Raw genomic sequence first — 24,677 nt, forward strand, 5'->3', positions numbered from 1 at the left:
ACTTTCGTTAGTATAGACCTTCTTTAATAATTCGTCAATCCTTATTTCGTAATTCCTCTAATAATTGCACATAATCGACAGGAAGTGGTGCTTCAAACTCCATATATTCGCCAGTTGTTGGATGATTGAATCCTAAAATTCCTGCATGCAATACTTGTCCACCAAAATCAATTGTTTTTCTCGGGCCATATTTCGGATCTCCAACTAACGGGAATCCAATATAGTTCATATGCACGCGAATTTGGTGTGTACGTCCCGTTTCAAGACGACATTCTACTAGTGTATAATCACCGAAACGTTCAATTACTTGGAAATGTGTGACCGCATGTTTGCCTTTATCGACAATAGCTTGTTTTTGACGATCCTTTTGGTCACGTCCAATCGGTGCGTCAATTGTTCCTTTATCATGGGCGATATGGCCATGAACAAGGGCTGTATATTTACGTGTTACCGTTTTATTCACTAGCTGCTCGACTAATGATTCATGTGCAACATCATTTTTGGCAACCATAAGTAAGCCTGATGTGTCTTTATCGATACGGTGGACAATACCTGGACGCATCACACCATTAATGCCCGATAAATCTGTGCAATGATACATTAGACCATTTACAAGCGTGCCTGTCATATGCCCAGGTGCAGGGTGAACGACCATGCCCTTTGGTTTGTTGACAACGAGCACATCTGCATCTTCATAAACAATTTCAAGTGCTAAATCTTCAGCAATAACATCTAAAGGCTCCGCTTCTGGCACGATGATTTCTACAACATCGCCTGCTTTTACCTTATATTTTGCTTTGACTGTCTCACCATTTACTTTAACAATTCCTTCTGTAATCCAATTACTAATTTGTGTACGAGACCATTCTGTCTGTATACTTGAAATCGCCTTATCAATGCGCTCTCCTTGCTGCTGTTCTTCGATTGTATATGATACTTGCGTCATTGTTTCACCTGTTTCTTTTCTTTTTTATCTTCGGCGATTAAACCAATCATTAATACGACAACGGCAATTGTTAATGCTGCATCCGCAATATTAAAAATTGGGAAATCGTAATTCATAATAGGGATTAATACGTCGACAAAATCTACTACTTCTCCTCTAAATAAACGGTCAATAAAGTTACCAATGGCACCGCCCAATAACAGCATTAAGCCTACTTGAAATAAAGGCTTACCCTTTGCTTCTTTATGATAAAAGTAAATAATGGCGCCAATAACAGCAATTGTTACAATGGAAAATAACCACATTTGCCCTTCAAGCATTCCCCATGCAGCACCTCTATTGCGATGCGATAAAATACCAAACCATGGATCCCATACGGAAATACGCTCACCAAACTCCATATTTTTCACAATTAGCCATTTTGTCCATTGATCTAGAATAATCACAAATGCGGCCAATCCATAATATTTATACACAGTTATTCCTCCGTTCACTCAACATCTAACCTATTCTACCATAAGAGCTTAAATAGCAATAACTAATATAACATGAAAATATGACAGAAACATAAGGCTGTAGTCGTTCAACCGAAAAAATCGGGGTCATTTATTATGTTTCTATAAAGAAAAAGGATAATTTCTATGGTGAAGAATGCATGTTGAATAGGTGCTTTAAAGTTTCTCTAGAAAGACTCCGAAATTGCTTTAGAACGATTTCCTCCTAAGAAACTGCAAATAATAAACGGCTTACCCCCAATAAAATAAGGTCAAGCCATCTTAAAGAAGTAGGCTCCTATTTTTCTCCCTCACGGAGCAATATAGTACTTAGTGTTTCCTTCTGCAGACACAGTGTAAGCCGCAACCCTTGCTAGCACGCGGTTTGTTACGTCTTACAACTTGTACTGCTCCCTAAGAATATTACTTAGAATAGTTAATTGTAGTAAATTGTTTGAGTGACTGGTACTCCAAATTACCATTTAAAGTAAATTTTTTGTTGTTTCAACTACACCAATTTAAAAAAAATTTTTTATTATTTTTTAATTTAAAAAAGTCAGTAAAGACAATATCTCACGCATACTTCATTGCATCATCAAGTAATCTGTTTTGAAAATCTGGCAGTTTTACTTTTTAAAAAAAGTGTTATAATCGCCAAGAAATCAAAATTTTCTATTTCAGGAGGACATTTTATGGCATTACGTGACGTTTTTATTTCCCTGTCAGAAAACAAAATATTAAATAGCGCAGCTCAAAAGTACGGTTTAAGAATGGGCGCACAAAGTGTAGTAGCTGGTACAAATTTACAAGAAGTTGTCAAAACAATTAAAGAATTAAATCAATCGAATATTTCTTGCACAGTCGATAATTTAGGGGAATTTGTTTTTGAAAAATCAGAAGCAACTGCTGCCAAAAATAATATTTTAGAGGTCATTCAAGCTATTCATGATGAGCAATTAGATGCCCATATTTCGTTAAAGCCTTCACAACTAGGTTTAGATATTGATTATGACTTCTGCTATGAAAATCTAAAGGAAATTGTGGCACTAGCACATCAATATGATATTTTTGTAAACTTCGATATGGAAAACTATGCTCGTTTACAAAGCTCATTTGATTTAATGAATGCGTTACATAACGAGTTTGATAATGTTGGAACGGTCATTCAAGCATACTTTTTTGAATCTGAGGAAAACATTGAAAAATACAAAAATTTCCGTTTGCGTATTGTAAAAGGAGCTTACAAAGAAAGCGAAAGTGTTGCCTATCAATCTAAGAGCGATATTGACCGTAATTATCTTAAATTAATTGAATACCATTTATTACATGGCAAGTTCACATCAATTGCCACGCACGATCATAATGTCATCAACCATGTAAAACAATTTGTACAGCAACATAATATTCCAAATGACAAATTTGAATTCCAAATGTTATACGGCTTCCGTAAAGAGATTCAACTTGCTCTTGCGAAAGAAGGCTACAACTTCTGCACATACTTACCATTTGGTAACGATTGGTACGGATACTTTATGCGCCGTTTAGCTGAGCGTCCGCAAAATTTAACACTTGTAACGAAACAAGTATTCAATAAAAAAACAAACTTAGCCATCGGCCTAGGAACAACAGCCTTCCTACTTGGCCGTCTTTCAAAAAGAGGCAAATAAAATGAGTGCCGCCGATTTCCGTTCTTGCAAGCGCGGCTCCCACTAATTTTAGAATTAAAATAGACTACCTTGTTTAGACAAAGTAGCCTATCTAATCTAAAGCGAAAACATTGTTAATCGATGTTTTCGCTTTTTTTATTGAGATTATAGTTTTTCACACGATATTGTAAACTTTGTCGACGTATTCCTAACGCTGCAGCAGTCTTTGAAATATTTCCTTGATGGAAATCTAACGCTTTTGAAATATAATACTCCTCTACTTCTTTCATGTAGTTTTCCAGCGGTCTAATATCATGTTGATTTTTGATAACAAATAAATCACTCGTCTCGTCAATCCCTTTATCATTAGAACTTTGCATTTTCCATTTAAAGTGAGCCGGCAACATATGGCTATCGATTATAATCTCGTTCGTAATGAGTGGCGAGATTTCATCGAGCAAAACTTCTAACTCCTTTAGATTCCCTGGCCAATCATATTTTAAAAACGTCTCTTTCACTTCATCCGATAGCCCTTGAATAGCGGAGCCGAAACTATCGCGATGCCTTTTCAAATAGTCATCAATAAATGGCATAATATCTTCTTTTCGTTCTCGTAAAGGTGGCACATATATTGTTATTCCCGAAAACAGTCGATATAATTTTTTCGATAATTGTTGCTGTTGAATTAAATCAATTGGATCTTTCCCAACACTGGCGATTAAAACATGATGATGATTCGGATGGTTTTCAAAAAGCTCGACAATCTTTTCTTGTGCTTCCATCGATAAGTATTCAATACGTTCAGCAAAAAAAGTAATTTTTTCTTTATCGATAATATATTTTTCAAACTGTTTTAATACCGTTTTTTCGTCACGGCGGCAAATTAAACCGATAAACATATCATTTTTCATCTTCAAATCATGATGAATCCCTTCGGCAATCATATCTATACCGGTCCCAGACTCGCCTATTAAAACAACAGGCATTCTACTTAACGCGACAATTTTGGCTTTTTCAATAACGTCTTTCATGACAGCCGATACTGCCGTAATAATATCGAAAGTTAGAGAGGCACCATATCTTCTTAATGGCTGATACATCATAAATTCTAACTGCGTAATATCTCGTGCAAATTCTACAGCTCCAACTAAAATACCATCATTGTGTAACGGATAAATATTGCTTATGTAGGTAACTTCCTGGTCCTTTTTATTCCAGTATGTTTTTTTCACATTCAGCATGGGCATCCCCGAATTCAAAACCTTATATATATCACTTTTTTCGATTTCAAAATCAATAATCTCTAAGGCGCGTCTCTCCTCGAATTCTGTCTCATTGACACCTTCCAATTCTCTCATTTTTTTATTATAAATAAGCAATTTCCCTTCGGTATCCACTACACAGATTCCCATGTCGCCTTTTTCAATAACATATTTATAAATATTAAGTAATACAGTATTATCCATCTTGTCCTCCCGTTGCTTCATAGCCTTATTGTATCACCAACAAAAAAACCCATGCAAAAATTAAAAAAATTATAAATTTTAAGTTGATTAATGCCAAATTATATTGCATTATAGTATTAATAAAATCTCATAAGGTGCATAATCATTTTGCACCTACATTGTTGGAGGGAATTATATGATCGCTTACAAACACGAACCATTTACAGATTTTACTCAAGAAGCAAACTACAACGCTTATGTAGAGGCATTAAATAAAGTTGAAGGTTATTTAGGTCAAGACTACCCACTGATTATCGGTGGCGAACGTATTACGACAGAAGATAAAATTGTGTCTTATAACCCAGCAAAGAAAACAGAAGTAATCGGTCGCGTTTCGAAAGCGAGCAAAGAATTAGCTGAAAAAGCAATGCAAGCAGCAGATGAAACATTTAAAACATGGAAAAAAGTAGACCCAGCGATTCGCGCTGACGTGTTATTCAAAGCCGCTGCCATTATCCGTCGCCGCAAACATGAATTCTCAGCACTGTTAACAAAAGAAGCTGGTAAGCCATGGAATGAAGCAGATGCAGATACAGCGGAAGCTATTGACTTCCTTGAATACTATGGTCGCCAAATGTTACGTATTAAAGACGGTCAACCAGTAGAAAGCCGTCCAGGCGAGTACAATCGTTATGACTATATTCCATTAGGAATCGGTATTGTCATTTCTCCATGGAACTTCCCATTCGCTATTATGGCTGGTACGACAGTAGCCGCATTAGTAACAGGGAATACCGTGTTATTAAAACCAGCTTCAACAACACCAGTTGTCGCTTATAAATTTATCGAAGTATTAGAAGAAGCAGGTTTACCGGCTGGTGCAGTAAACTACGTACCAGGTTCAGGTGCTGAAGTTGGCGACTACTTAGTAGATCACCCAAAAACACGCTTCATCAGCTTTACAGGTTCTCGTGATGTCGGCTTACGTATTAACCAACGTGCTGCAACACATAACGAAGGTCAAATTTGGATCAAACGTGTTATCGCCGAAATGGGCGGTAAAGATACAATCGTTGTTGATAAAGAAGCAGATTTAGAGCTTGCGGCGCAATCTATCGTGAAATCAGCATTCGGCTTCTCAGGTCAAAAATGTTCAGCATGTTCTCGTGCGGTTATCGTAGAAGATGTATATGAGACAGTAGTCAACCGTGTAGCAGAGCTAACAAATGCTTTAACAGTAGGTGACCCATCTGACAACAGCAACTTCATGGCAACAGTAATTGACCAAGCAGCATTCAATAAAATTACAGAATACATTGAAATTGGTAAAGGTGAAGGTCGCCTTGTAGCAGGTGGTACAGCGGATGATTCAGTTGGTTACTTCATTAACCCAACTGTATTCGCAGATGTAGATCGTTCGGCTCGCATTATGAAAGAAGAAATATTCGGACCAGTGGTAGCGATCGCGAAAGCGAAAGATTTCGATGAAGCAATCGAAATTGCGAACGACACAGAATACGGCTTAACAGGTGCGGTTATTACTAACAACCGTATGAATTTAGAAAAAGCACGTGAAGATTTCCACGTAGGTAACTTATACTTCAACCGTGGATGTACAGGTGCAATCGTTGGTTACCAACCATTCGGTGGCTTCAACATGTCCGGTACAGATTCAAAAGCTGGTGGCCCAGACTACCTACAACTGCATATGCAAGCGAAAACAACTTCAGAAATGCTTTAAGCGTCATTTATCCTTGGCAGCTCGCATGCAGAGTAACGATAAAAAAGTGATAGATTGATCTAGTCAATCTATCACTTTTTCTCTTTTTCGCCTCTAAATCTATTCCACATTATAATAGAAGAAACTCCTATTTTTTTATGATTCGTGCAGAAAAAACTACTTTAAGCCGTTTCAGATTCTTTCGAGTGGACACGCTTCATGAAATCATTGACATCAGCTGGTACTTTACGATCTAACAATGACACAATGATTACAGAAAGGAAACCTACCGGTACTGTCACTATACCAGGAATTTTAAATTGTAAGAAACTCGGAAGTGTCCCTGGTAAAAAGATCATCCACATTGATACAGCAAGACCAATGACCAAGCCTGCAATGGCTCCTTTTTCTGTCATACCTCTCCACCAAATACCTAAGATAAAAATCGGGGTAAATGTACTTGCAGCCACAGTAAATGCTAATGCTACTAAATGACCGATAGATGCATCTTTTACGAGTAACCCTAGCCCACCATAAAGAATACCTAAAATAACAATGGCAACTTTCCCAGCAATTACTCGCTGTTTTTGCGTAATATCTTTTTTCATAAAACTAGCGTATAAATCGTGTGCTAATGCACCAGAACTTGTAATAAATAATCCTGATAAATTCGAGAAGATAGCAGCGAATGCCCCTGCAATAACAAGGCCGAGCAGCCAATCGCCTCCTAAAGCTAGTGCTGTTGTAGGAATCACCATATTATTACCACCGAGCACTAAATCTCTCATCACTTCTTCACTAGCAGTACCTGAAATAAAAATAGCACGACCCACAACACCTAAAAATACTGCTAACAAGAAGAACGTACTGGCAATGCCAATCGCCATTAAGGCAGATTTACGTGCAGCCTTGGCACTCGGATTCGTATAAAAGCGCAATAAAATATGCGGTAGCCCTATTGTCCCGAGCGCTAATCCAATCGTCATACTAATTGTTTGCCAAAACGTTGGGAAATAGAAGCCTGTCCCTGTCCATGCAGCACCATCAAAGTTGACATCATTCCCATCCAAAGCATACGGCGAGGTACCTGCGATAGGGCCGCTAAAGGAATGGATAGCTGCTAGTATTTTATCGTAATGCAGGCCCCCATACATCGCCGCAATTAACATGACGATAAACGCACCTAAACGAATCCACAGCTCTAACGCTTGATTGATAGTCGTCCCTTTCATACCACCAATTCCAACATAAAAAATCATCACTACACATGTAAAAATAATGCCGAATTCATAAGATGTACCAAAAAACATACTTAAGATTTGTGCAGCTCCTAATAGCTGAGGGGCAGCGTAGAAGCCTGAAATAGCTAACACAACAATGACCGCTGCTAAGCGAGCTCGTCTACTATGAAAACGGTAAGCTAAAAAATCGGCTACCGTAAATGCGCCAAAACGTCGTAATGGCCCTGCTACAAAAATAGCTAACAGCGTCAAGCCAATCGAGAAGCAAAAAGCATAATATGCACCATCATAGCCTAATTGAAATGTTAAACCAGCAATCCCTAGAAATGTAGCTGCACTTAAATAATCTCCACCGATTGCCGAGCCATTTGTAAACCACCCAAAACTCCGTCCCCCAACGAAGAAATCAGATGCCGTCGTATTTTTTTTCGTCAAATACGTAATGTAGACAATCGTTCCCATCAGTGCAATCGTCAATAACATTTTCGGTTCTAAAATCGTTTCAAGCATTTAATCTACCCCCATTCGTTTCACTACTTCGACATTTCATATTTTTTCAAACGCTTTTCATACAACGTTGTATGAACATAAGCAATAACAAAAGCCATCACCATCATCACAATTGTTGTGACAAACCAAGTAAACGTCATGCCACCCCATAGTTTCTTAAACGCCAATTCAGGAGCAAACCAATTCATTACTGGAATACTAAAAATTAAAAGAAAATAAAATACCGTTAAGCTAAATCCCGTTGTAAATTCATCCTTCATAATTTGATGCGTTGTCGAATCTAACGGTGGCAAATCTTTGACATCCACTGTGCCCGCTTCTACATACTCATAATCATGACTCCCTGCCATATTACAAACCCCCTTTTATACAGTGAATAATTATCTGAAATTTCAAATTATTATTCGTTACAACTATTCTATTCTATTTTTTGAATAATATAGGTACAATATTTTGCTGTATTAGTACAAAATATTGCTATTTTAAGTTAAAATATTTTTATCCTTCTTTATTTTGTTTTGATTTATAGAAAGGGGCTGTTTCGCATTTCAAGCGTCGTATGGCATGTTGAGAATACAATTGAAAAACAGCAAATGATAGCATGGTTAGAGGAATTTCTCCCGCACACATTTACAGAATGTAAGCAACCGAGTGTCCAAGAGGTAGCAATTATTGTCTATGAAATTAACCATTTATTCGATTGGGTAAAGGTCAAACGCTTAAGGAAAAATTATCCTAATAGTATTATTATCCCTATTGTAGCAGTACACTTAACCTATTCTGTTGGCATAGCCATTGAATTAAATTTACTAGCCCTTGTTATTAAACCTTTGCACAAGCAAAAATTTTTACGCATCGTCAAAAAGCTCTATTCATCTTATAAAGATCAACAAGCAAGTACGGTTACGATGCTCGAGCTGTCACAACAAATTCCACACAACCATACATCACCTTTTCGCGAAGCATTTTTGAGACGGCTCATACGCGGCGAAATTAATAATGAACAGGAAATTGTACAAGCTTCTTCGTTTTTATCAACTGATTGTATTCCCAATATCGTTTTCTTAATTCAAGGCTATGTAGATGTAGCACCAAACCGACCAGCACTATTTGATGCAAGCAGTGTCATTACCAATGTCTTACGTCAACATTTCGCTACAAAAGCACCATTGTCCTTTTTAAATTTCGAACGATATTTATTACTACTTATGCGCATTCCTACTATGTATACTTCATTTAAGCATTGGTCCGAGGGCGTCACTACTTTACTGACAGCTATCGAACTGTTAAAAAGAGATTATAATATCCATCTTTTTATTGGAGTCGGCGGTGTATTTTTACAATCGATGCAAGTAAAAGAATCTTATAGCCAAGCTAGAAAAGCACGTAGAAAGCCACCTGTAGATAACATTCATATACGATTTTATGAGGATTTAACGAAGCATGAACAATTGCAAAAGGCTATTCACTACATTGAGGAGCATTATGATGAGCAACTTATTATTGGAGATGTTGCTAAATCCATTAATTTTAGCCCTACTCATTTTAGTCGGTTATTTAAAAAAGAAACAGGTCGTAACTTTGTGGACTATGTAGCATTTACACGCATTATTAAAACACTTCCTTTTTTACGAAAATTCGATTATACCATTGAAAAGATTGCAGCAAGTTCTGGCTTTAATACACCTAATTACTATAGTCTAACATTTAAAAAATACGTCGGTCTTTCACCTACTGACTACCGAAATACCGTTGAAATATTGTTTAAGTAAATCATGTAATCATAATAAAAATGAGCCGTCGACTTTAGTCATCGACGGCTCATTTTTTTAATACTTATACGTAATATTTTTCTACTACTTCCGCACAGCGCGCGCATACTGTTGGATGTGCTTCATTTGTGCCTACTGTTGCAGAAATTGACCAGCAACGCTCACATTTCTCGCCTGTTGCTTTTTCCACAACAATCGATGCATGTTCTAAAGCAAGTGCTTCTGCAGGAGCTGATTCAATTGGTGCTACTTCAAATGCAGAAACGATTGATAGTTGGGCAAAATCAATATTTTCGTCATTTAATAATGCTAACACTTCTTGTGTTGCATAAACCGTTACTTTCGCTTCAAGCGATTTACCGATTGTTTTTGAATTACGTGCTTCTTCTAATGCTTTTAAGATATCATCACGTACTTCGATAATCGCTTCCCATTTGCTACGTAGTTCATCAAAGTTTGCTTGCTCATCAACTGATGGGAAGTCTGTTAATTGAACAGAAACTTCAGCTACAACGCCTTGAGCATGTAAGTAAGACCATACTTCATCTGTTGTATGTGGAATAATTGGTGTCATAATTTTTACTAATGTCATTAATGTATCGTACATCACCGTTTGCATTGCACGACGATCTTTATTGTCATGACCTTCGATATAAACAACGTCTTTTGCAATATCTAAATAGAATGAAGATAATTCTACCGCAACAAAGTTATTAACCGCATGGTAAACAGCCGCAAAATCATAACGCTCGTAAGCCCCACGCACTGTTTTTAATACATCTTGTAGACGCATGTAAATGTATTGATCCATTTCGCGTAACTCTGCATAGGCTACACGGTCTTTCTGTGGATTAAAATCAGCTACATTGCCGTGTAAGAAACGGAACGTATTACGGATTTTACGGTACACTTCAGACACTTGTTTTAACATATCCATTGAAATACGCACATCCGCCGTATAATCAACAGAAGCTACCCATAAACGTAAAATGTCGGCACCGTATTGGTCCATTACCTTTTGTGGGATAATGACATTACCTAAAGATTTACTCATTTTGCGACCTTCACCATCTAATACGAAACCATGTGTTAAAAGCCCTTTATAAGGTGCAAAACCATTAATCGCTACAGACGTAATTAATGATGAGTTAAACCATCCACGGTGTTGGTCAGAGCCTTCTAAATAAAGATCTGCTGGATATTTCATACCACGCTCTACAAGGACACCTTGGTGAGATGAACCTGAGTCAAACCATACGTCCATAATATCGTTTTCTTTCGTAAACTCTCCATTTGGACTACCTGGATGTGTAAAGCCTTCTGGTAATAATTCTTTCGCCGTCATTTGGAACCAAATATTTGAACCATGCTCACGGAATAGTGAAGAAATACGCGTAATTGTTTCTGGTGTAATAATTGGCTCACCATTTTCAGCATAGAAAATTGGAATTGGTACACCCCATGCACGTTGACGAGAAATAACCCAGTCGCCACGGTCACGAATCATATTATAAAGGCGTGTTTCGCCCCATGCCGGTGTAAATGCCGTCGATTTAACCGCTGCTAATAATTCATCACGGAATGCATCGATTGACGCAAACCATTGTGGTGTAGCACGATAAATAACAGGTTTTTTCGTACGCCAATCATGTGGATACGAGTGCGTAAAGAAGTTTAATTTTTCTAATGCACCAACCTCTTCTAATTTAGCCGTCACCATTTTATTTGCATCATTGTAGAACACACCTTCGAAGCCTGGTGCTTCGTCTGTATAACAACCACTGTTATCCAATGGGCTTAAAATTGGTAAACCATATCGCTTACCGATTTGATAGTCGTCTTCACCGTGTCCTGTCGCTGTATGCACACAGCCAGTACCTGCCTCAGCCGTTACGTGTTCGCCGACCATAACTAGTGATTCACGGTCATAGAATGGATGCTGTGCTACAAGACGATCTAATGCTTCCCCTTTAACTTCTTGGATCACTTCGTAAGATTCCCATTCAAGCGCGTTTGCAACTGTTTCAAGTAATTCTTTAGCGATAATGAATTTTTTATCTGCTACTGCCACAACAACATAGATAAATTCTGGATTTAAAGAAATTCCTAAGTTTGCTGGAATTGTCCACGGTGTAGTCGTCCAAATAATAAATTTCGCATCAGCTGGCACAATGCCTTTTGCATCTTTAATGGCAAAGCTTACATAAATAGAAGCTGATTTGACATCTTTATATTCAATTTCCGCTTCTGCAAGCGCTGATTCAGAAGAAGGTGACCAGTATACTGGTTTCAAACCTTTATAAATATAGCCTTTTTCAGCCATTTTACCGAATACTTCAATTTGTCGAGCTTCAAATTCTGGTTTTAATGTAATGTATGGATTTTCCCAATCACCACGAATACCTAATCGGCGGAATTGTGCACGCTGATTATCGATTTGCTCATACGCATATTTTTCACAAAGCTCACGGAAATCAGCAATGGACATTTCTTTACGCTTAACACCTTTGTTTGTTAAAGCTTGCTCAATCGGTAAACCATGTGTATCCCAACCAGGGATATAATTGACATGATAACCTGTCATTGAACGATGACGTGTAATCATGTCTTTTAGAACTTTATTTAAAGCATGACCAATATGGATATCTCCATTTGCATATGGAGGACCGTCATGTAGGACATATTCTGGGCGACCTGCTGTACGCTCCATTTGTAATTTATTGATGTCCATCTCATTCCATTTTTCTTGCATTTTTGGTTCATTTACAGGTAAGTTCCCACGCATAGGAAAATCCGTTTTCGGCATTAATAACGTATCTTTATATTCTACCATTTGTAATTCCTCCTTTATTTTTTGTAAACAGAGAGCAAATGCGAATCATTCCATTACTTCAGCATCTTGTAACCCCAAACAAGGAGCTTAGGCTGTACTTCCCTAGTAATACCCAATTCTATTCATTCACAACAAAAAAGCCCCTCATCCCTATAAGGGACGAGAAGCTTGAACTCGCGGTACCACCCTAGTTGTAGTACATAATTGTACTACCGCTTGAAAGCACGTTAACGTTGTGCACTCCGAAATAACTTACTAAATGTTCAGCTATTTAGCTCAGAAGTGATGTTCTTTGTTATTTGCTTGTCTGGGCTCACACTATCCCCAAATCGCTTAACTGCGCCTAACAAATACTGTCTTCATCTCTGCTTTTATGCATATCAGTTCTAATTTACATTACTATTACAATAGTATATGAAAATCCATGTAGTGCGTCAAGTCCTATTCATATATGACTAGCGCCATTTACATTTCTTCTGCCTCTTGTGCTTCCTCAACAGAAGACTGAATATCAGTTAAATCAATATCGTATTGCAATAAATGTTCCCAATCATCTGCATTAAGTAAATCTAACTGAGCTTCTACTAGCATTTTAAAACGATTGCGGAAAACTTTTGATTGTTTTTTCAGCTCATCGATCTCAATTGTTACTTTGCGCGCTTTCGTTAACGCCTCATTGACGATACGATCCGCATTTTTTTCAGCTTCCTTCACAATAAGCTTTGCTTCTTTTTGTGAATTTCTTCTTACTTCGTCTGCTGCCTCTTGTGCAACAACAATCGACTTTTGTAATGTTTCTTCTAAAGAATTGAAATGTCTCGCTTGCTCTAAAGCCATTTCTAATTGCTTATCGACTTCTTTTTTCTCACGTAATAGTTTTTCATAGTCTTTAATGATTTGATCTAAAAATTCATTTACTTCATCTTCAGCGTATCCTCTGAAAGATTTTGTAAACTCCTTATTATGTATATCAATAGGTGATAATGGCATACGATCCTTCTCTCCTTTACATGTACATTCGTAATTCCTATTATACAATTGTTCTAACAACTTAGCAGTAAAAATAAATGGAAAAACCCACTTTTTTAACCTTTTTGGGTCAATCGACCGATTTGTAAACGAATTTTATCTTTCTTTGTTCGTCCTTCTGTCATTATTATTTTCACACGACCGCTCCCACGTACTGATAAAATATCCCCTTCTTGACACTCGAAAGCAACAGCATCTCGTTCAGTCCAATTGACACGAACTTTTTTGCCTGTAATTAGCGCTTGGGCTTTTTGACGAGATACCTTTAATACCGTGGCAATAATGACATCTAGACGCATAGAAGAAACCGTATGAGACTCTTCCTGCCAGTCTTCCTCATTATCGATAAGTGCTTGGGATTCTTTTATTAATTCAACATGCACTTTAACCTTACCAATCCCTGTTAAATGAAGGCGTACATAGTCTGCTACTTCTTGTGCGACAACAAACTGCACTTGTTGCTCATTGACACGTATATCTCCAAATTTAGCTCTGTCTAAACCTAATGATAATAGAGCACCAAGAACATCTGGATGGCGCAGTTGGACAAATCTTGCAGGGTAGTGAATCGTAAATACAGTTAACTGGTAATCTTCCTGTTGTGGTTCAAAATACGTTGGGAAAATTAACATACGTTGTCGTTCCGCTTCATGAAACAAGCCCTCACTTGCCGTAACGAGTGTATTATTTTGAGCAATAACAGATGTCACAATAAAACGCTGCCTAGGATCTAAAAAATCTGTCAGCTTCGGTGCATAACGATCTTCCACCTCACGCTGCCAACTCACTACCTGCTCAATAAAAGGCTGTTCGTCCTTTCTAAAATGTTGTATTAAATGCTCCATCTATCGTTCACCTCATCTACCTCAACCATTTGGCATTGGAAACTGTTTAAGCCTAGTATTTCCTTTTTACATAAAAAATCCCCACCAACTGTGAGGATTTTGACTAAAACATAAAGAATAATTTTTGCAACACAATAAAAAGCCCATTTTTAATAAAGTTTAGCATAAAGATTGCCACGATAGGAGAAATATCAATCATACCGATAGGCGGAATAATTTTTCTGAAAAGCCCTAAATACGGCTCGCATAATTTTTCCAGAAAACGGCCAAACGCTGAACTTTGAGCTGCCGGTACCCAAGACAATAAAACATAGGCAACTAGCATAAATGAGTACACAGTAAAAGCTAAATCCACATATTTCAAAATTATATAAAAAGTCATATAAACTACAATCCTCGCTATTAATTATCGTCTAAAATAAAATTTGAAATTTCACCAGACACTTCTACATTATCTGGTGTGCATAAAAAGATATCTTTGCCTATGCGTTGAATGTCTCCACCGAGAGCATAGACTGTACCGCTTAAAAAGTCGATAATTCGTATACCTTGCTCTCGTTCTATGCGCTGTAAATTCACAATCGTTGCACGTTTGTTCTTTAAGTTTTCAGCGATATCTTGAGCTTCTGCATAAACTCTTGGTTCTACCAATACAACCTTTGCACCTTTTGTATTCATAGCTGCCTGTAAACTAACAATATTATTATTGGCAGTGGTACTTTGCGGTACAATTTCGTGTATTTGTGCCTTACGTTCTTTAATAACCTTTTTAGAAGGTTTCGCTGCTTGAATCGGTTGTTGCACGGGTTGTTGCTGTTGAATAGGAGCTTGCGTGATTTCTTCTTCTATGTCTTCTTCAAGATAAAAGAAGTTTTTAATTTTATTTTTCATGCTCATCCTGTTCCCCTCTTTCATTTCCAACAAGAGCCGTTCCGATTCGAACGAATGTAGCCCCTTCCTCTACCGCTATTTCAAAGTCATTTGACATGCCCATTGATAACTCGGTACAAGGCGCGTGTGCGAATCCTCGTTCGGCTATTTGCTGTTGACATTGTTTTAATTGCTTAAATACAGAGCGAATAGTAGTTTCGTCTTCTGTATTCGGTGCCATTGTCATAAGACCTACCACTTGAATTTTCGTAAAGTTTTGTAATGCTGCGATAAAATTTATCGTCTCTTCTTCTGTTAAACCATGCTTTGATTGTTCACCTGACACATTAACTTGTACAAAACATTTCACTGGTTTTGTCGCTCTTTTTTCAATTTCTTCAGCTAAGCTTACACGATCTAATGAATGTAAGTAATCAATATCATTAATAACTTGTTTAACTTTTCGCGTTTGTAAAGAGCCAATATAATGCCAGTGTACATTTGCTTGAATAGCTTCAGTTTTTTGTTTTAAGCCTTCTGGGCGATTTTCACCTAAATGTATAAGCCCTGCATCAATGGCTTCTTGTGTGCGCTCAACAGAAACCTCTTTTGTGACAGCAATTATTTGAACATTTTTTGCTGCATTGTTTGAACGCTGTTGTGCTGCTTGTATTTGATTATTAATTTTGTCTAAATTTGTTAAGATTTTCGTCACTGTTTTTCCCAACTTTACAACTTAGTTTCCTTTATTGTAACAAGCAACTCTTTATTTATCAATGAATAGCCTGACCTATTAATGCTAGTACCTTTACACAGTTTAAACGAAATGAGGGGCTACAGTCTTACTAAATAAAATGCTATGATTCTAGGATAATGCCTTTACTAAAATAACATCCTTGCCCACTACTAAAACATCTTTCATATAGACTTTTCTAATAGACTCTTCACCTCTAAAAAACCCTAAATACTTACGTGGCTCTGCAATCATAAACGCCGTGACATAGCCTGTTTCTTTTGATACCTCTGCATCTACAACAAAGCCTAAAAACCGCCCATTTCCTGCTTCTATCACTTCTTTTTGCTGTAACATAGAAAATCGCATCTGTATCCCTCCTAGTAAATCAATTACCATTGTATTTTCTAAAACACGAACAATGCTTATTGATTCGCTGTTGTATTGCTTTCATTTCAATTCTATGAGCGCTACCACAGCTTTACTTCTTATTTGCATGAAAACAATGAAGATAAAATGCGCACCGAAGTTTCGGGTGCGCATTGTCTACTTACTTATAATCTTTTTGCATTGTTTCGATGGCATTTTTTTCAAGACGTGAAATTTGCGCTTGGGAAATCCCTAATTCTTTTGCAATTTCAGTTTGCGTCTCACCGTAATAAAAACGCTTCGCTACGATCATCTGCTGGCGCACATCTAATTTTTGCAAGCTTTCTTTGACAGATACGTAAGCAACCCATTGATCTTCTGATACATCATCATCACGTAATTGGTCCATCATATAAACAGCGTCTCCACCGTCTGCATAAATTGGCTCCTGTAATGAAACTGGGTCTTGTATGGCATCTAAAGCAAATAATACATCTTCCTTTTTCATGTCAATCATTTCAGCAATTTCTTCAATCGTTGGTTCTCGCAAATTATCGGTTATCCATTGCTCTTTTGCCTGCATCGCCTTATACGCAATATCTCGAAGAGAACGAGAAACACGTAGTGCATGATGATCACGCAGATGGCGACGAATTTCCCCAATGATCATTGGTACAGCATATGTTGAAAATCGTACATTATGCTTTAAATCGAAATGATCAATGGCTTTCATGAGGCCGATACAGCCTACCTGAAATAAATCATCTGCCTGTTCACCCCTATAGGCAAAGCGTCCGACAATACTTAGCACTAACCTTAAATTGCACATGACAAGCTCTTCACGAATCTCGGTTTCTCCTGCTTGTAAACGAATGAAGAGTTCCTTCATTTCTTCGTGCTTTAAAATTGGCAAAGTCGATGTATCTAAGCCGCAAAGATCTACTTTTGTTCGCATAATCGATTCCTCCGGATGTTATTCTCTGACTAAACCGTTACATCAGTTTGTCCGACAGAATCGAGAATATGCAGAAATAATGCGACCAATTTTAGGTAGGATAAATTTCCCTCTCTACGATATTGGTTGATTCAAATTTTCACGTAAATCTTGAATAATTTTCTTTTCTAACCTCGAAATATAGGATTGCGAAATACCTAAATGATCTGCTACTTCTTTTTGGGTCATTTCAATTTTACCGTTTAAACCAAAGCGACATTCCATAATATATCTTTCACGAGCACCTAATAAATTAATGGCATGGAACATATGCTGACGTTCGATTTTCTTTTCAACATTATCTAAAATAATATGTTCCTCTGTCCCTAAAATATCAGACAATAGTAATTCATTTCCGTCTGCATCTGAATTTAGTGGTTCATCTAGTGATACTTCACCCTTCATGCGACTTGTCTTACGTAAATGCATCAAAATTTCATTTTCAATACAACGCGATGCATACGTCGCAAGTTTAATATTTTTATCGGTATTGAACGTTTCAATCGCTTTTATTAAGCCAATCGAACCAATACTAATTAAATCTTCAATCGGCGTTCCCGTATTATCAAAACGTCTAGCAATATAAACAACAAGACGTAAATTACGTTCAATAAGTGTATCTCTAGCTCGTAAATCTCCGTTCATAAAGGATGCAATGACTGTGACTTCTTCTTCTCGACTTAGTGGCACTGGCAATGAATCATTTCCCCCTATATAGTACGTTTCACGACTCCGAAACTTACCCCATAATTTTTTCAAGCTAGCAAGTAGCCTAAGAAGCAATAGTTCTCCCCCTCTATGAGTTATTTGAAAGCGCTGAAAAATGTAAAATTGCTGCTGTGCTATGCGGAAAATTTTTAGCTTTTTTTGTTAAGACGATATATTCATTTGTTTTTACTTGTGAAAGAGACGACTCTCCTTTGATATGCAATTCATCGAAGCGAAAGCCTAATACAACAGCTTGTTGTTGCACAGTATTGACATGAATAAATCGTATAAGACGCTGATAATCTACTGAAAACATCGATACATCGTAAGGATCTGTTTCTTGCCATTGCAATAATGATTCACAAATTGCTGCTGGTAAATAAGGTTTTAGCGCTGTATATGAAACGAAATGGACAGGTTTCCCTGACAACGGCTCAATACATTGATTCCCTGTATCTACAAACGCCGAAAGTGGGATGACTTTATCAAAAATCTTTAAAGTCGTTTGAAAAACAAATTGTCCACTTACACGCTCTAGTTTTACAAAGCCCCATTGCTTGTAAAAAAGTATGAGGTTAGCAAATGCCAGCAATAAGCAAAGTACAATAAAATGCATGACAGATAGATTCTTTAAATACGGTTGTAATGCTGTTAACAGTCCGCCAATAACAATCGTTGCAGTTAAGACGATAGGACCTTGCTTTTGAAAGCTTCGAAGTTTAAAGCGAAAAGCTAGACCAATCAGTACAATAAAACTTAGCACAATCGTCAACAGCGTTTGACCACCTATGACAGCTATAAAACTACTAATAATTGAACTCATTAATAATCTTGTATTCTTTACAAAAACGCCTGTAACTTTTGCTGTAAACGTCAGTATCGCTAGATTATAAAGCGTATTAATGAGCACCAGCCATTCTCCATACATAACAGCCGCCTCCTACTTACAAAGTTAGCATGTCGGCGCCACAAATATTGTCAAACAATCGCATCATTTCCTTAAAATGTTTTGACAAAAAACATCCTTTCCTTACACAAAAAGTGCCAGGCACGCAAACAATTCAGAATTGTTTGCGTGCCTGGCACTTTAAAAGCAAAAAAAACTCGTATTTTACATAGTAAAATACGAGTTTTGGTTATCCACGATTTTTACGGTTACGTAAAAATGCAGGTACTTCAAGCATATCATCTTGTGCATAATTTTGATGATTTTGACGCGGTTGTTCTTGTTGCACATGTACTTCTTGACGTTGCTCACGAATTGGTGCTTGTTGTTGTGGAGCAGCTTGTCTATTATTATTAATGCTCGGACGCACATTGCCTCGGCCTTGTTGTAAAGCCTCTTCTGTGAAACCAGTAGCAATAACCGTTACGATAATTTCATCTTTTAGATTTTCGTTAATAACAGAACCGAAAATCATATTCACCTCTTCATCTGAAGCTGATGCCACGATATCTGCCGCTTCTTGTACTTCAAATAAGCTAAGGTTAGATCCGCCTGTAATATTCATCAATACACCTTTAGCGCCGTCAATTGATGATTCAAGTAATGGACTTGAAATAGCTTTTTTAGCCGCCTCTGCAGCACGATTTTCACCTGTTGCAATACCAATACCCATTAATGCAGAACCTTTGTTAGACATAATTGTTTTTACGTCAGCAAAGTCTAAGTTAATAAGACCTGGTGTGGCAATTAAATCCGAAATACCTTGTACACCTTGACGTAAAACGTTATCCGCTTCACGGAATGCTTCTAACATTGGCGTCGATTTATCGACAATTTGTAATAGTTTGTCGTTTGGAATAACGATCAATGTATCTACGGCTTCTTTCATACCGCCAATACCACCGATTGCCTGTGTTTGTCGTTTACGTCCTTCAAAAGTAAATGGTCGTGTTACGACACCCACTGTTAACGATCCTAAATCACGAGCAATTTGTGCGATAACTGGTGCAGCACCAGTACCTGTGCCACCACCCATGCCAGCTGTTACGAATACCATATCGGCACCGCGTAATACTTCTTCTAGTTGTTCACGACTTTCTTCAGCCGCTTTTTTCCCTACTTCTGGATTAGCACCTGCCCCTAAACCACGCGTAAGTTTTGTTCCAATCTGTAACTTTATTTCAGCTTTTGATAAATTTAAAGCTTGTGCATCTGTGTTCACTGCGATGAAATCAACACCTTGTACACCATGTTCTATCATTCGGTTTACAGCGTTGTTACCGCCACCACCCACACCAATGACTTTTATAACTGCAAGTTGATCAACACTTGTATCAAATTCTAACATTCTATTTTCCTCCCACGGTAACTCGACTCTTTATCATTCATTACGCATTCAACTTAATCAAAAAATTTATCAAATAATTTTTTTGCTCTACCGATTACGCTTCCTTTTGATTCTGAAGGTGTAGCATATTCTTGCTTTTTAGATGCAGGTGCTTGAGCACCGACAACCGCATACTCAATAGGCTGCGTATTCGTACCTTTTCCATAAAAATCATCTTCTAGATAGGCGTAACGAATCAGTCCAACTGCCGTCGTAAATGAAGGCTCTCTAACGCCAATGTAATCCGGAGTATATATTCTAACACGCGTTTGCAATATTTGGCGTGCCAATTGAGCAATACCTTCTAACTTTGCAACACCACCTGTTAAAACAACGCCACCTGGCAGGTCTCGAACGCCCAGACGTGCTAACTCATCAATTACTAGTTCAAACAATTCTTCTAAACGTGCACCAATAATTTCAGAAATATAACGTTGGCTGTACTGATCTCTAGAATCTGTACCGACAACCGGTACTTCAAAGAGTTCATCATCTGACGCATCATCGTAAAAGGCATGTCCAAATTGATGTTTAATTTGCTCCGCTTGATCAGTCGGTGTTTTTAAAACAATTGAAATGTCTTTTGTAATATGGTCGCCACCTACAGGAATGACGCCAGTATGTGTCAGTAGCCCTTCTTCGAAAACAGCGATAGTTGTTGAACCACCACCCATTTCAATAAAAGCAGTTCCTTGGTTTTTCTCATCTTCTGTTAATGCAAAAAAACCAGCCGCCAGTGGTTGTAAATAAATCTCTCTAATGCTTAGTCCTGCTTTCTCTACGCAACGAAGTACATTGTGTAACAACGTTTTAGAGGTCGTAATCATTGTCGCATCCATTTCGAGACGAATACCAATCATACCTCTTGGATCTTTAATTTCGTCTAAATTATCTACTATAAATTGTCTTGGAATGATGTTGACTAATTCACGTTCAGGAGGTATTGACATGACTTGTGCAGATTCTACCACTCTGTCTAAATCATCATCTGTAATTTCTCTATTTTCACTATTTACAGCGACAACACCTTTAACTAGTTGTAACATCGTTTGGTTAGCTGGAACGCCTAAAACGACTTCCTCGATTTGATAACCAGTCATTCGTTCTGCTTGTTCTACGGCTTTTCGAATAGATTGAACTGTTGCATCGATATCAACAATTGCACCTTTTCGAACCCCATTCGATTTTACATTGCCGACCCCAATTACGTGTAATTGTCCGTCGCTCATTTCACCTATTAATACTTTGATAGAGGAAGATCCTATATCGAGTGATATATACAATTCCTGCTGATTCAATTCGCTGCACCTCCTTGAAAATGCTCTTAATTTCATTCTATTGTAAATCTTGCATAATGTCTAAGCAAATCGAGTATTTTGGTCAATTTTTCTCTCATTCTATGGAAGTTTTTTTCTTATTGTGACGTTTCTCATCTAAGCGGGTTAGTAAAATACGCCTAATTATTGCTATATTTTGGAACAAACGTACTCCAAAAGCGAAAATGGCTGCTAAATACAAATCTACACCTAAGTTCACACCCAAAAAAGCCAAACCCGCCGCAAGAACTATATTAAAAAAGAAACCTGATACAAATACTTTATCGTCATATACTTGCTGTAATTGAGCCCGAATGCCTCCAAATAATGTATCTAATGCCGCCAAAACTGCTATTGACAAATAATTTTCATAGATAGAGGGAATTTGGATATTTGTTAACAAGCCAAGTGCTAGTCCAAATACCAAACCTAGAAATGGTAGCCACATAAATTAATCTCCTTTTTTGACCTCTGTTAAATAATCATTCGTCAATGGCTGATCGAATGCCGGTATGGTTAACTGTGCAGTCGGCTCCTCTATCACTAATTTAAAATTATCTAAATAAAATGAATCGATAAATGTGGACGCTTGAATAGAATTATACATTTTTTGTGCCGCTTTATATGTGCTTGTCCCAACATAAATTTCAAAAGGGGGTGATGAAAGTGCTACACTGTTCACCGTTGTTCTCCCATTGATGTCCCTAATGGCTGAAGTTTGGACAATTCGATTGCCATCAATGGCTACACTCGCTGCATCATATTTAAATAATTCATTCAGTAATTGAGTAAGTAAATCCGGAGAAATCTCTTTCATTTCATACCCCATCGCCACTAATTCTGGTGCAGGTTCCACTCGGAGAACAACCCCTGGACCTGTAATGTCCGTTAGACCTGCTTGTTTCTTCAATTGCTCAACTGTGTCATTTAAAACAACTTGTAAATTATTTTTTTCAGATTGCTCATAGCGACCCACTACCTCATTAAGTGAGCGAATATCTGCTAATAATGTGGAATGCCTTTGCTTTTCTTCTGCTAATTCCTCTCGTATGGCCCAAATATCTCGTGTATCTCGCTCAGCTGGTTTTTGAATGGTATTGTATTGTACCGCTATCATCAAACCGATAATAAATAGCACGATCGTTATTCGGGTGTACATATTTTTTTTCAAAATAGCCCCTCCTAGACGTATCGCAAACAATTACTCCTTGAAATCATTTCTTGTATGGATTGCATTTAAACAAGTTATTGAAATTCTCTGGACGCTTTTACCGTTGTTTATACATGCCGTTAACTTTCCACTTTTACATTAGGCATCATTAACTTTTGATTTTCTTCTAATGACACAACGATATTGTCATTTAACAACTGATCTACTACACCACCACTTAAATTGAGAGAAGCGCGAAGTGTCGCAGAATCCCCTATCGCCTCAATTACGAAGGGAGCGGGGTGTTGCTTACCGTCAATTGTAATTACAGGGCCATTGCATCTTATATAGGAATTGGCCAAGACCCGTTGACCATTAATGGCAATTGCCTGTGCTCCAGAAATTTTTAATTCATTTAATAATTTAAAGACATGACTTTCATGGACGATATAATCATTAGGGTTTACAGATTTAGGATCATAATCACCATCTTGAAGCGTAATACGTATACCCTTTCCTTCTGAATTTAAATCACCTAATAATAATCTTAAGTCTTCTGCTTCTTGAACTAATTGCTGAGACTCTTTTTCATTCGATGCGAAATCTCTTTCGTAATGCCGAATCTTTTCTTGTAGCTTGTTCGCTTCTTCTGTTAGCTCTTTGTTGCGCTCTTGCTGCTCAATTAACTCTTCACGATACGTATCTTCTTGTTCAAACAGCTCAGATTTAATGGAACTTGTTTGTCGATTATCCTTTGCTTGGTTGTAAGAATAGCCGATAATAAACCCGGTTGTTATACAAACGATGAGCAGCTCAAATTGTTTCCTTGTGAAGAAATTTCCTTTGCTATTCTGTTTCTTGTTGTTCATCTTCATTCACTTCCTGGTCGACTGCATTTTCGTCAGGGTTGTCCACTTGTTCATCAGGGTTGTCCACCATATCAATGCTGACTTTGTTGTATTCTTCATTAAAAGGACGGTAATAGGAACCAACCTCTAAGTCGATAACACCCTTTTCTAAATCTGCAATTTGAGCAACAATTGAAGGATAGTAATTTAGCTTGTCAGCCAATGTTGGAATAACTGCACGAACTTCATAGCCGTCATTCATATAGAGCTTGACTGCATTTGGATTGGCCTCATTACTGTTCGTATTGACTTGTGAGATTAAGGCCAGCACTTCAGGTTTTAAACGGGCTAATTGCTCAACAAGTTTGTTAATTGTTTTTTCCCCTGTAATGCCAATAAATACAGGCGCATCAATCGGGATATTGTCGCCAGCCTGTTCAAACTTCTTACCATTTTCCAATAATGGGTAGTAAGTTCCGTCACCGGCTAAATATGCAACCTTTTTCCATTCCTTAATATCAATCGTGACGCCTCGCAGCCATTTGCGTTTGACATGGGCCTCTTGCACCCATTTGTCCTTTAGTAATGCCTGCTCTACATCTTTTACCGTAAAACCCCACATCGACTTTCCTGGTGCAAGTGTACTAGCTTCCAAATAGTACTGTTCGTCAGCTAGTTGAGCACCGTTCACCGTAATGCTTTTAATATCACTGTAAGGAGATTGAAAATAAAGGAGTACAGCTAGCACTAAAAAGAAAAGTAATATTAGGACAATGAATTTGCGATTTGTACGCTTTTTTCGTCGCTGTTTTAGCGTAGGGATGCGATCTTCTATATCAATTACTTTCTCCATAAAAAGTACTCCTCCTTTATAT

The 24,677-nt window shown here is 37.6% G+C and carries 24 protein-coding genes and 1 other annotated feature; of the genes, 3 read left to right on the top strand and 21 right to left on the bottom strand.

Features of this window, described 5'->3' with window-relative positions; genetic code table 11:
• Positions 1-34 precede the first annotated feature (34 nt).
• Together ACIQXI_RS12165 and lspA are read right to left on the bottom strand one after the other, a co-directional pair.
• The gene (locus ACIQXI_RS12165) at positions 35-946 is read right to left on the bottom strand and encodes an RluA family pseudouridine synthase (RefSeq protein WP_402925010.1); all 912 of its coding nucleotides are present in this window, start codon (positions 944-946) and stop codon (positions 35-37) included.
• Complete coding sequence (lspA, locus tag ACIQXI_RS12170; RefSeq protein WP_402925012.1) at positions 943-1,422, bottom strand: signal peptidase II; 480 nt, start codon at positions 1,420-1,422, stop codon at positions 943-945. Before lspA ends, ACIQXI_RS12165 begins: the two co-directional genes overlap by 4 nt.
• Positions 1,423-2,132: 710 nt before the next feature.
• Here lspA and ACIQXI_RS12175 point away from each other — a divergent pair.
• On the top strand, positions 2,133-3,107 hold the full coding sequence (locus tag ACIQXI_RS12175; RefSeq protein ID WP_402925015.1) for a proline dehydrogenase family protein: 975 nt from the start codon (positions 2,133-2,135) through the stop codon (positions 3,105-3,107).
• A gap of 113 nt (positions 3,108-3,220) precedes the next feature.
• Here ACIQXI_RS12175 and ACIQXI_RS12180 read toward each other — a convergent pair whose 3' ends face one another.
• Positions 3,221-4,552, bottom strand: a complete 1,332-nt coding sequence (locus ACIQXI_RS12180; RefSeq protein ID WP_402925017.1) for an AAA-type ATPase lid domain-containing protein — start codon at positions 4,550-4,552, stop codon at positions 3,221-3,223.
• 175 nt (positions 4,553-4,727) lie between these two features.
• Here ACIQXI_RS12180 and pruA point away from each other — a divergent pair, with 175 nt between their 5' ends.
• On the top strand, positions 4,728-6,272 hold the full coding sequence (gene pruA / locus ACIQXI_RS12185; protein ID WP_402925019.1) for an L-glutamate gamma-semialdehyde dehydrogenase: 1,545 nt from the start codon (positions 4,728-4,730) through the stop codon (positions 6,270-6,272).
• 161 nt (positions 6,273-6,433) lie between these two features.
• On the opposite strand, the gene ACIQXI_RS12190 is transcribed toward pruA, so the two are convergent.
• Both ACIQXI_RS12190 and ACIQXI_RS12195 read right to left on the bottom strand, forming a co-directional pair.
• The gene (locus ACIQXI_RS12190; protein WP_402925022.1) at positions 6,434-8,002 is read right to left on the bottom strand and encodes a sodium/solute symporter; all 1,569 of its coding nucleotides are present in this window, start codon (positions 8,000-8,002) and stop codon (positions 6,434-6,436) included.
• 23 nt (positions 8,003-8,025) lie between these two features.
• Positions 8,026-8,352, bottom strand: coding sequence for a DUF485 domain-containing protein (locus ACIQXI_RS12195; RefSeq protein ID WP_402925023.1), 327 nt, complete (start codon positions 8,350-8,352; stop codon positions 8,026-8,028).
• A 243-nt stretch (positions 8,353-8,595) separates the two neighbouring features.
• Between ACIQXI_RS12195 and ACIQXI_RS12200 the strand changes: the two genes are divergently transcribed.
• Entirely contained in the window at positions 8,596-9,774 is a 1,179-nt protein-coding gene (locus ACIQXI_RS12200; protein ID WP_402925025.1) for an AraC family transcriptional regulator, read from the top strand.
• 64 nt (positions 9,775-9,838) lie between these two features.
• On the opposite strand, the gene ileS is transcribed toward ACIQXI_RS12200, so the two are convergent.
• From ileS to ACIQXI_RS12280, 16 genes are all read right to left on the bottom strand, one after another.
• The gene (gene ileS, locus ACIQXI_RS12205; RefSeq protein WP_402925028.1) at positions 9,839-12,607 is read right to left on the bottom strand and encodes an isoleucine--tRNA ligase; all 2,769 of its coding nucleotides are present in this window, start codon (positions 12,605-12,607) and stop codon (positions 9,839-9,841) included.
• A gap of 152 nt (positions 12,608-12,759) precedes the next feature.
• Positions 12,760-12,982 (bottom strand) — a binding site (T-box leader).
• 90 nt (positions 12,983-13,072) lie between these two features.
• Positions 13,073-13,597, bottom strand: a complete 525-nt coding sequence (locus ACIQXI_RS12210; RefSeq protein ID WP_402925030.1) for a DivIVA domain-containing protein — start codon at positions 13,595-13,597, stop codon at positions 13,073-13,075.
• A 95-nt stretch (positions 13,598-13,692) separates the two neighbouring features.
• Complete coding sequence (locus tag ACIQXI_RS12215; protein ID WP_402925032.1) at positions 13,693-14,481, bottom strand: YlmH family RNA-binding protein; 789 nt, start codon at positions 14,479-14,481, stop codon at positions 13,693-13,695.
• 103 nt (positions 14,482-14,584) lie between these two features.
• On the bottom strand, positions 14,585-14,863 hold the full coding sequence (locus tag ACIQXI_RS12220) for a YggT family protein (RefSeq protein ID WP_402925034.1): 279 nt from the start codon (positions 14,861-14,863) through the stop codon (positions 14,585-14,587).
• Positions 14,864-14,883: 20 nt separating this feature from the next.
• Complete coding sequence (locus ACIQXI_RS12225; protein WP_402925036.1) at positions 14,884-15,378, bottom strand: cell division protein SepF; 495 nt, start codon at positions 15,376-15,378, stop codon at positions 14,884-14,886.
• Positions 15,362-16,066, bottom strand: coding sequence for a YggS family pyridoxal phosphate-dependent enzyme (locus tag ACIQXI_RS12230; protein WP_402925039.1), 705 nt, complete (start codon positions 16,064-16,066; stop codon positions 15,362-15,364). The genes ACIQXI_RS12225 and ACIQXI_RS12230 overlap by 17 nt, the downstream gene beginning before the upstream one ends.
• 150 nt (positions 16,067-16,216) lie before the next feature.
• Entirely contained in the window at positions 16,217-16,453 is a 237-nt protein-coding gene (locus tag ACIQXI_RS12235) for a YlmC/YmxH family sporulation protein (RefSeq protein ID WP_173477847.1), read from the bottom strand.
• Positions 16,454-16,634: 181 nt separating this feature from the next.
• A complete protein-coding gene (sigG, locus tag ACIQXI_RS12240) occupies positions 16,635-17,408 on the bottom strand; it encodes an RNA polymerase sporulation sigma factor SigG (protein WP_024362132.1) in 774 nt (257 codons plus the stop codon).
• A gap of 114 nt (positions 17,409-17,522) precedes the next feature.
• Positions 17,523-18,230 (bottom strand): RNA polymerase sporulation sigma factor SigE, encoded by a 708-nt coding sequence (gene sigE, locus ACIQXI_RS12245; RefSeq protein WP_024362133.1) that lies wholly within the window; start codon positions 18,228-18,230, stop codon positions 17,523-17,525.
• A 13-nt stretch (positions 18,231-18,243) separates the two neighbouring features.
• A complete protein-coding gene (locus tag ACIQXI_RS12250; RefSeq protein ID WP_402925041.1) occupies positions 18,244-19,083 on the bottom strand; it encodes a sigma-E processing peptidase SpoIIGA in 840 nt (279 codons plus the stop codon).
• A 208-nt stretch (positions 19,084-19,291) separates the two neighbouring features.
• Positions 19,292-20,449 (bottom strand): cell division protein FtsZ, encoded by a 1,158-nt coding sequence (gene ftsZ, locus ACIQXI_RS12255; RefSeq protein ID WP_402925043.1) that lies wholly within the window; start codon positions 20,447-20,449, stop codon positions 19,292-19,294.
• Positions 20,450-20,502: 53 nt separating this feature from the next.
• On the bottom strand, positions 20,503-21,786 hold the full coding sequence (gene ftsA / locus ACIQXI_RS12260; protein WP_402925045.1) for a cell division protein FtsA: 1,284 nt from the start codon (positions 21,784-21,786) through the stop codon (positions 20,503-20,505).
• Positions 21,787-21,880: 94 nt separating this feature from the next.
• Positions 21,881-22,252 carry a small basic family protein gene (locus tag ACIQXI_RS12265; protein WP_402925047.1) on the bottom strand — a complete coding sequence of 124 codons (372 nt, stop codon included), beginning with the start codon at positions 22,250-22,252 and terminating at the stop codon, positions 21,881-21,883.
• 3 nt (positions 22,253-22,255) lie between these two features.
• Positions 22,256-22,975 carry a DUF881 domain-containing protein gene (locus ACIQXI_RS12270; protein WP_402925049.1) on the bottom strand — a complete coding sequence of 240 codons (720 nt, stop codon included), beginning with the start codon at positions 22,973-22,975 and terminating at the stop codon, positions 22,256-22,258.
• A gap of 119 nt (positions 22,976-23,094) precedes the next feature.
• Positions 23,095-23,823 carry a DUF881 domain-containing protein gene (locus ACIQXI_RS12275; protein WP_402925052.1) on the bottom strand — a complete coding sequence of 243 codons (729 nt, stop codon included), beginning with the start codon at positions 23,821-23,823 and terminating at the stop codon, positions 23,095-23,097.
• Positions 23,801-24,655 (bottom strand): cell division protein FtsQ/DivIB, encoded by an 855-nt coding sequence (locus ACIQXI_RS12280; protein WP_402925054.1) that lies wholly within the window; start codon positions 24,653-24,655, stop codon positions 23,801-23,803. The genes ACIQXI_RS12275 and ACIQXI_RS12280 overlap by 23 nt, the downstream gene beginning before the upstream one ends.
• Positions 24,656-24,677: the final 22 nt, after the last annotated feature.

The sequence above is a fragment of the Lysinibacillus sp. NPDC097195 genome (assembly GCF_044762075.1).
Lineage (GTDB): Bacteria > Bacillota > Bacilli > Bacillales_A > Planococcaceae > Lysinibacillus.

What these genes read in the sequence shown, in the direction of transcription:
- ACIQXI_RS12165 (WP_402925010.1), bottom strand. Translation starts at nt 946, where the DNA reads ATGACGCAAGTATCATATACAATCGAAGAACAGCAGCAAGGAGAGCGC.
- ACIQXI_RS12175 (WP_402925015.1), top strand. Translation starts at nt 2,133, where the DNA reads ATGGCATTACGTGACGTTTTTATTTCCCTGTCAGAAAACAAAATATTA.
- ACIQXI_RS12180 (WP_402925017.1), bottom strand. Translation starts at nt 4,552, where the DNA reads ATGGATAATACTGTATTACTTAATATTTATAAATATGTTATTGAAAAA.
- pruA (WP_402925019.1), top strand. Translation starts at nt 4,728, where the DNA reads ATGATCGCTTACAAACACGAACCATTTACAGATTTTACTCAAGAAGCA.
- ACIQXI_RS12190 (WP_402925022.1), bottom strand. Translation starts at nt 8,002, where the DNA reads ATGCTTGAAACGATTTTAGAACCGAAAATGTTATTGACGATTGCACTG.
- ACIQXI_RS12195 (WP_402925023.1), bottom strand. Translation starts at nt 8,352, where the DNA reads ATGGCAGGGAGTCATGATTATGAGTATGTAGAAGCGGGCACAGTGGAT.
- ACIQXI_RS12200 (WP_402925025.1), top strand. Translation starts at nt 8,596, where the DNA reads ATGATAGCATGGTTAGAGGAATTTCTCCCGCACACATTTACAGAATGT.
- ileS (WP_402925028.1), bottom strand. Translation starts at nt 12,607, where the DNA reads ATGGTAGAATATAAAGATACGTTATTAATGCCGAAAACGGATTTTCCT.
- ACIQXI_RS12210 (WP_402925030.1), bottom strand. Translation starts at nt 13,597, where the DNA reads ATGCCATTATCACCTATTGATATACATAATAAGGAGTTTACAAAATCT.
- ACIQXI_RS12215 (WP_402925032.1), bottom strand. Translation starts at nt 14,481, where the DNA reads ATGGAGCATTTAATACAACATTTTAGAAAGGACGAACAGCCTTTTATT.
- ACIQXI_RS12220 (WP_402925034.1), bottom strand. Translation starts at nt 14,863, where the DNA reads ATGACTTTTTATATAATTTTGAAATATGTGGATTTAGCTTTTACTGTG.
- ACIQXI_RS12225 (WP_402925036.1), bottom strand. Translation starts at nt 15,378, where the DNA reads ATGAGCATGAAAAATAAAATTAAAAACTTCTTTTATCTTGAAGAAGAC.
- ACIQXI_RS12235 (WP_173477847.1), bottom strand. Translation starts at nt 16,453, where the DNA reads ATGCGATTTTCTATGTTACAGCAAAAAGAAGTGATAGAAGCAGGAAAT.
- sigG (WP_024362132.1), bottom strand. Translation starts at nt 17,408, where the DNA reads ATGCGAACAAAAGTAGATCTTTGCGGCTTAGATACATCGACTTTGCCA.
- ACIQXI_RS12250 (WP_402925041.1), bottom strand. Translation starts at nt 19,083, where the DNA reads ATGTATGGAGAATGGCTGGTGCTCATTAATACGCTTTATAATCTAGCG.
- ftsZ (WP_402925043.1), bottom strand. Translation starts at nt 20,449, where the DNA reads ATGTTAGAATTTGATACAAGTGTTGATCAACTTGCAGTTATAAAAGTC.
- ACIQXI_RS12265 (WP_402925047.1), bottom strand. Translation starts at nt 22,252, where the DNA reads ATGTGGCTACCATTTCTAGGTTTGGTATTTGGACTAGCACTTGGCTTG.
- ACIQXI_RS12275 (WP_402925052.1), bottom strand. Translation starts at nt 23,823, where the DNA reads ATGAACAACAAGAAACAGAATAGCAAAGGAAATTTCTTCACAAGGAAA.
- ACIQXI_RS12280 (WP_402925054.1), bottom strand. Translation starts at nt 24,655, where the DNA reads ATGGAGAAAGTAATTGATATAGAAGATCGCATCCCTACGCTAAAACAG.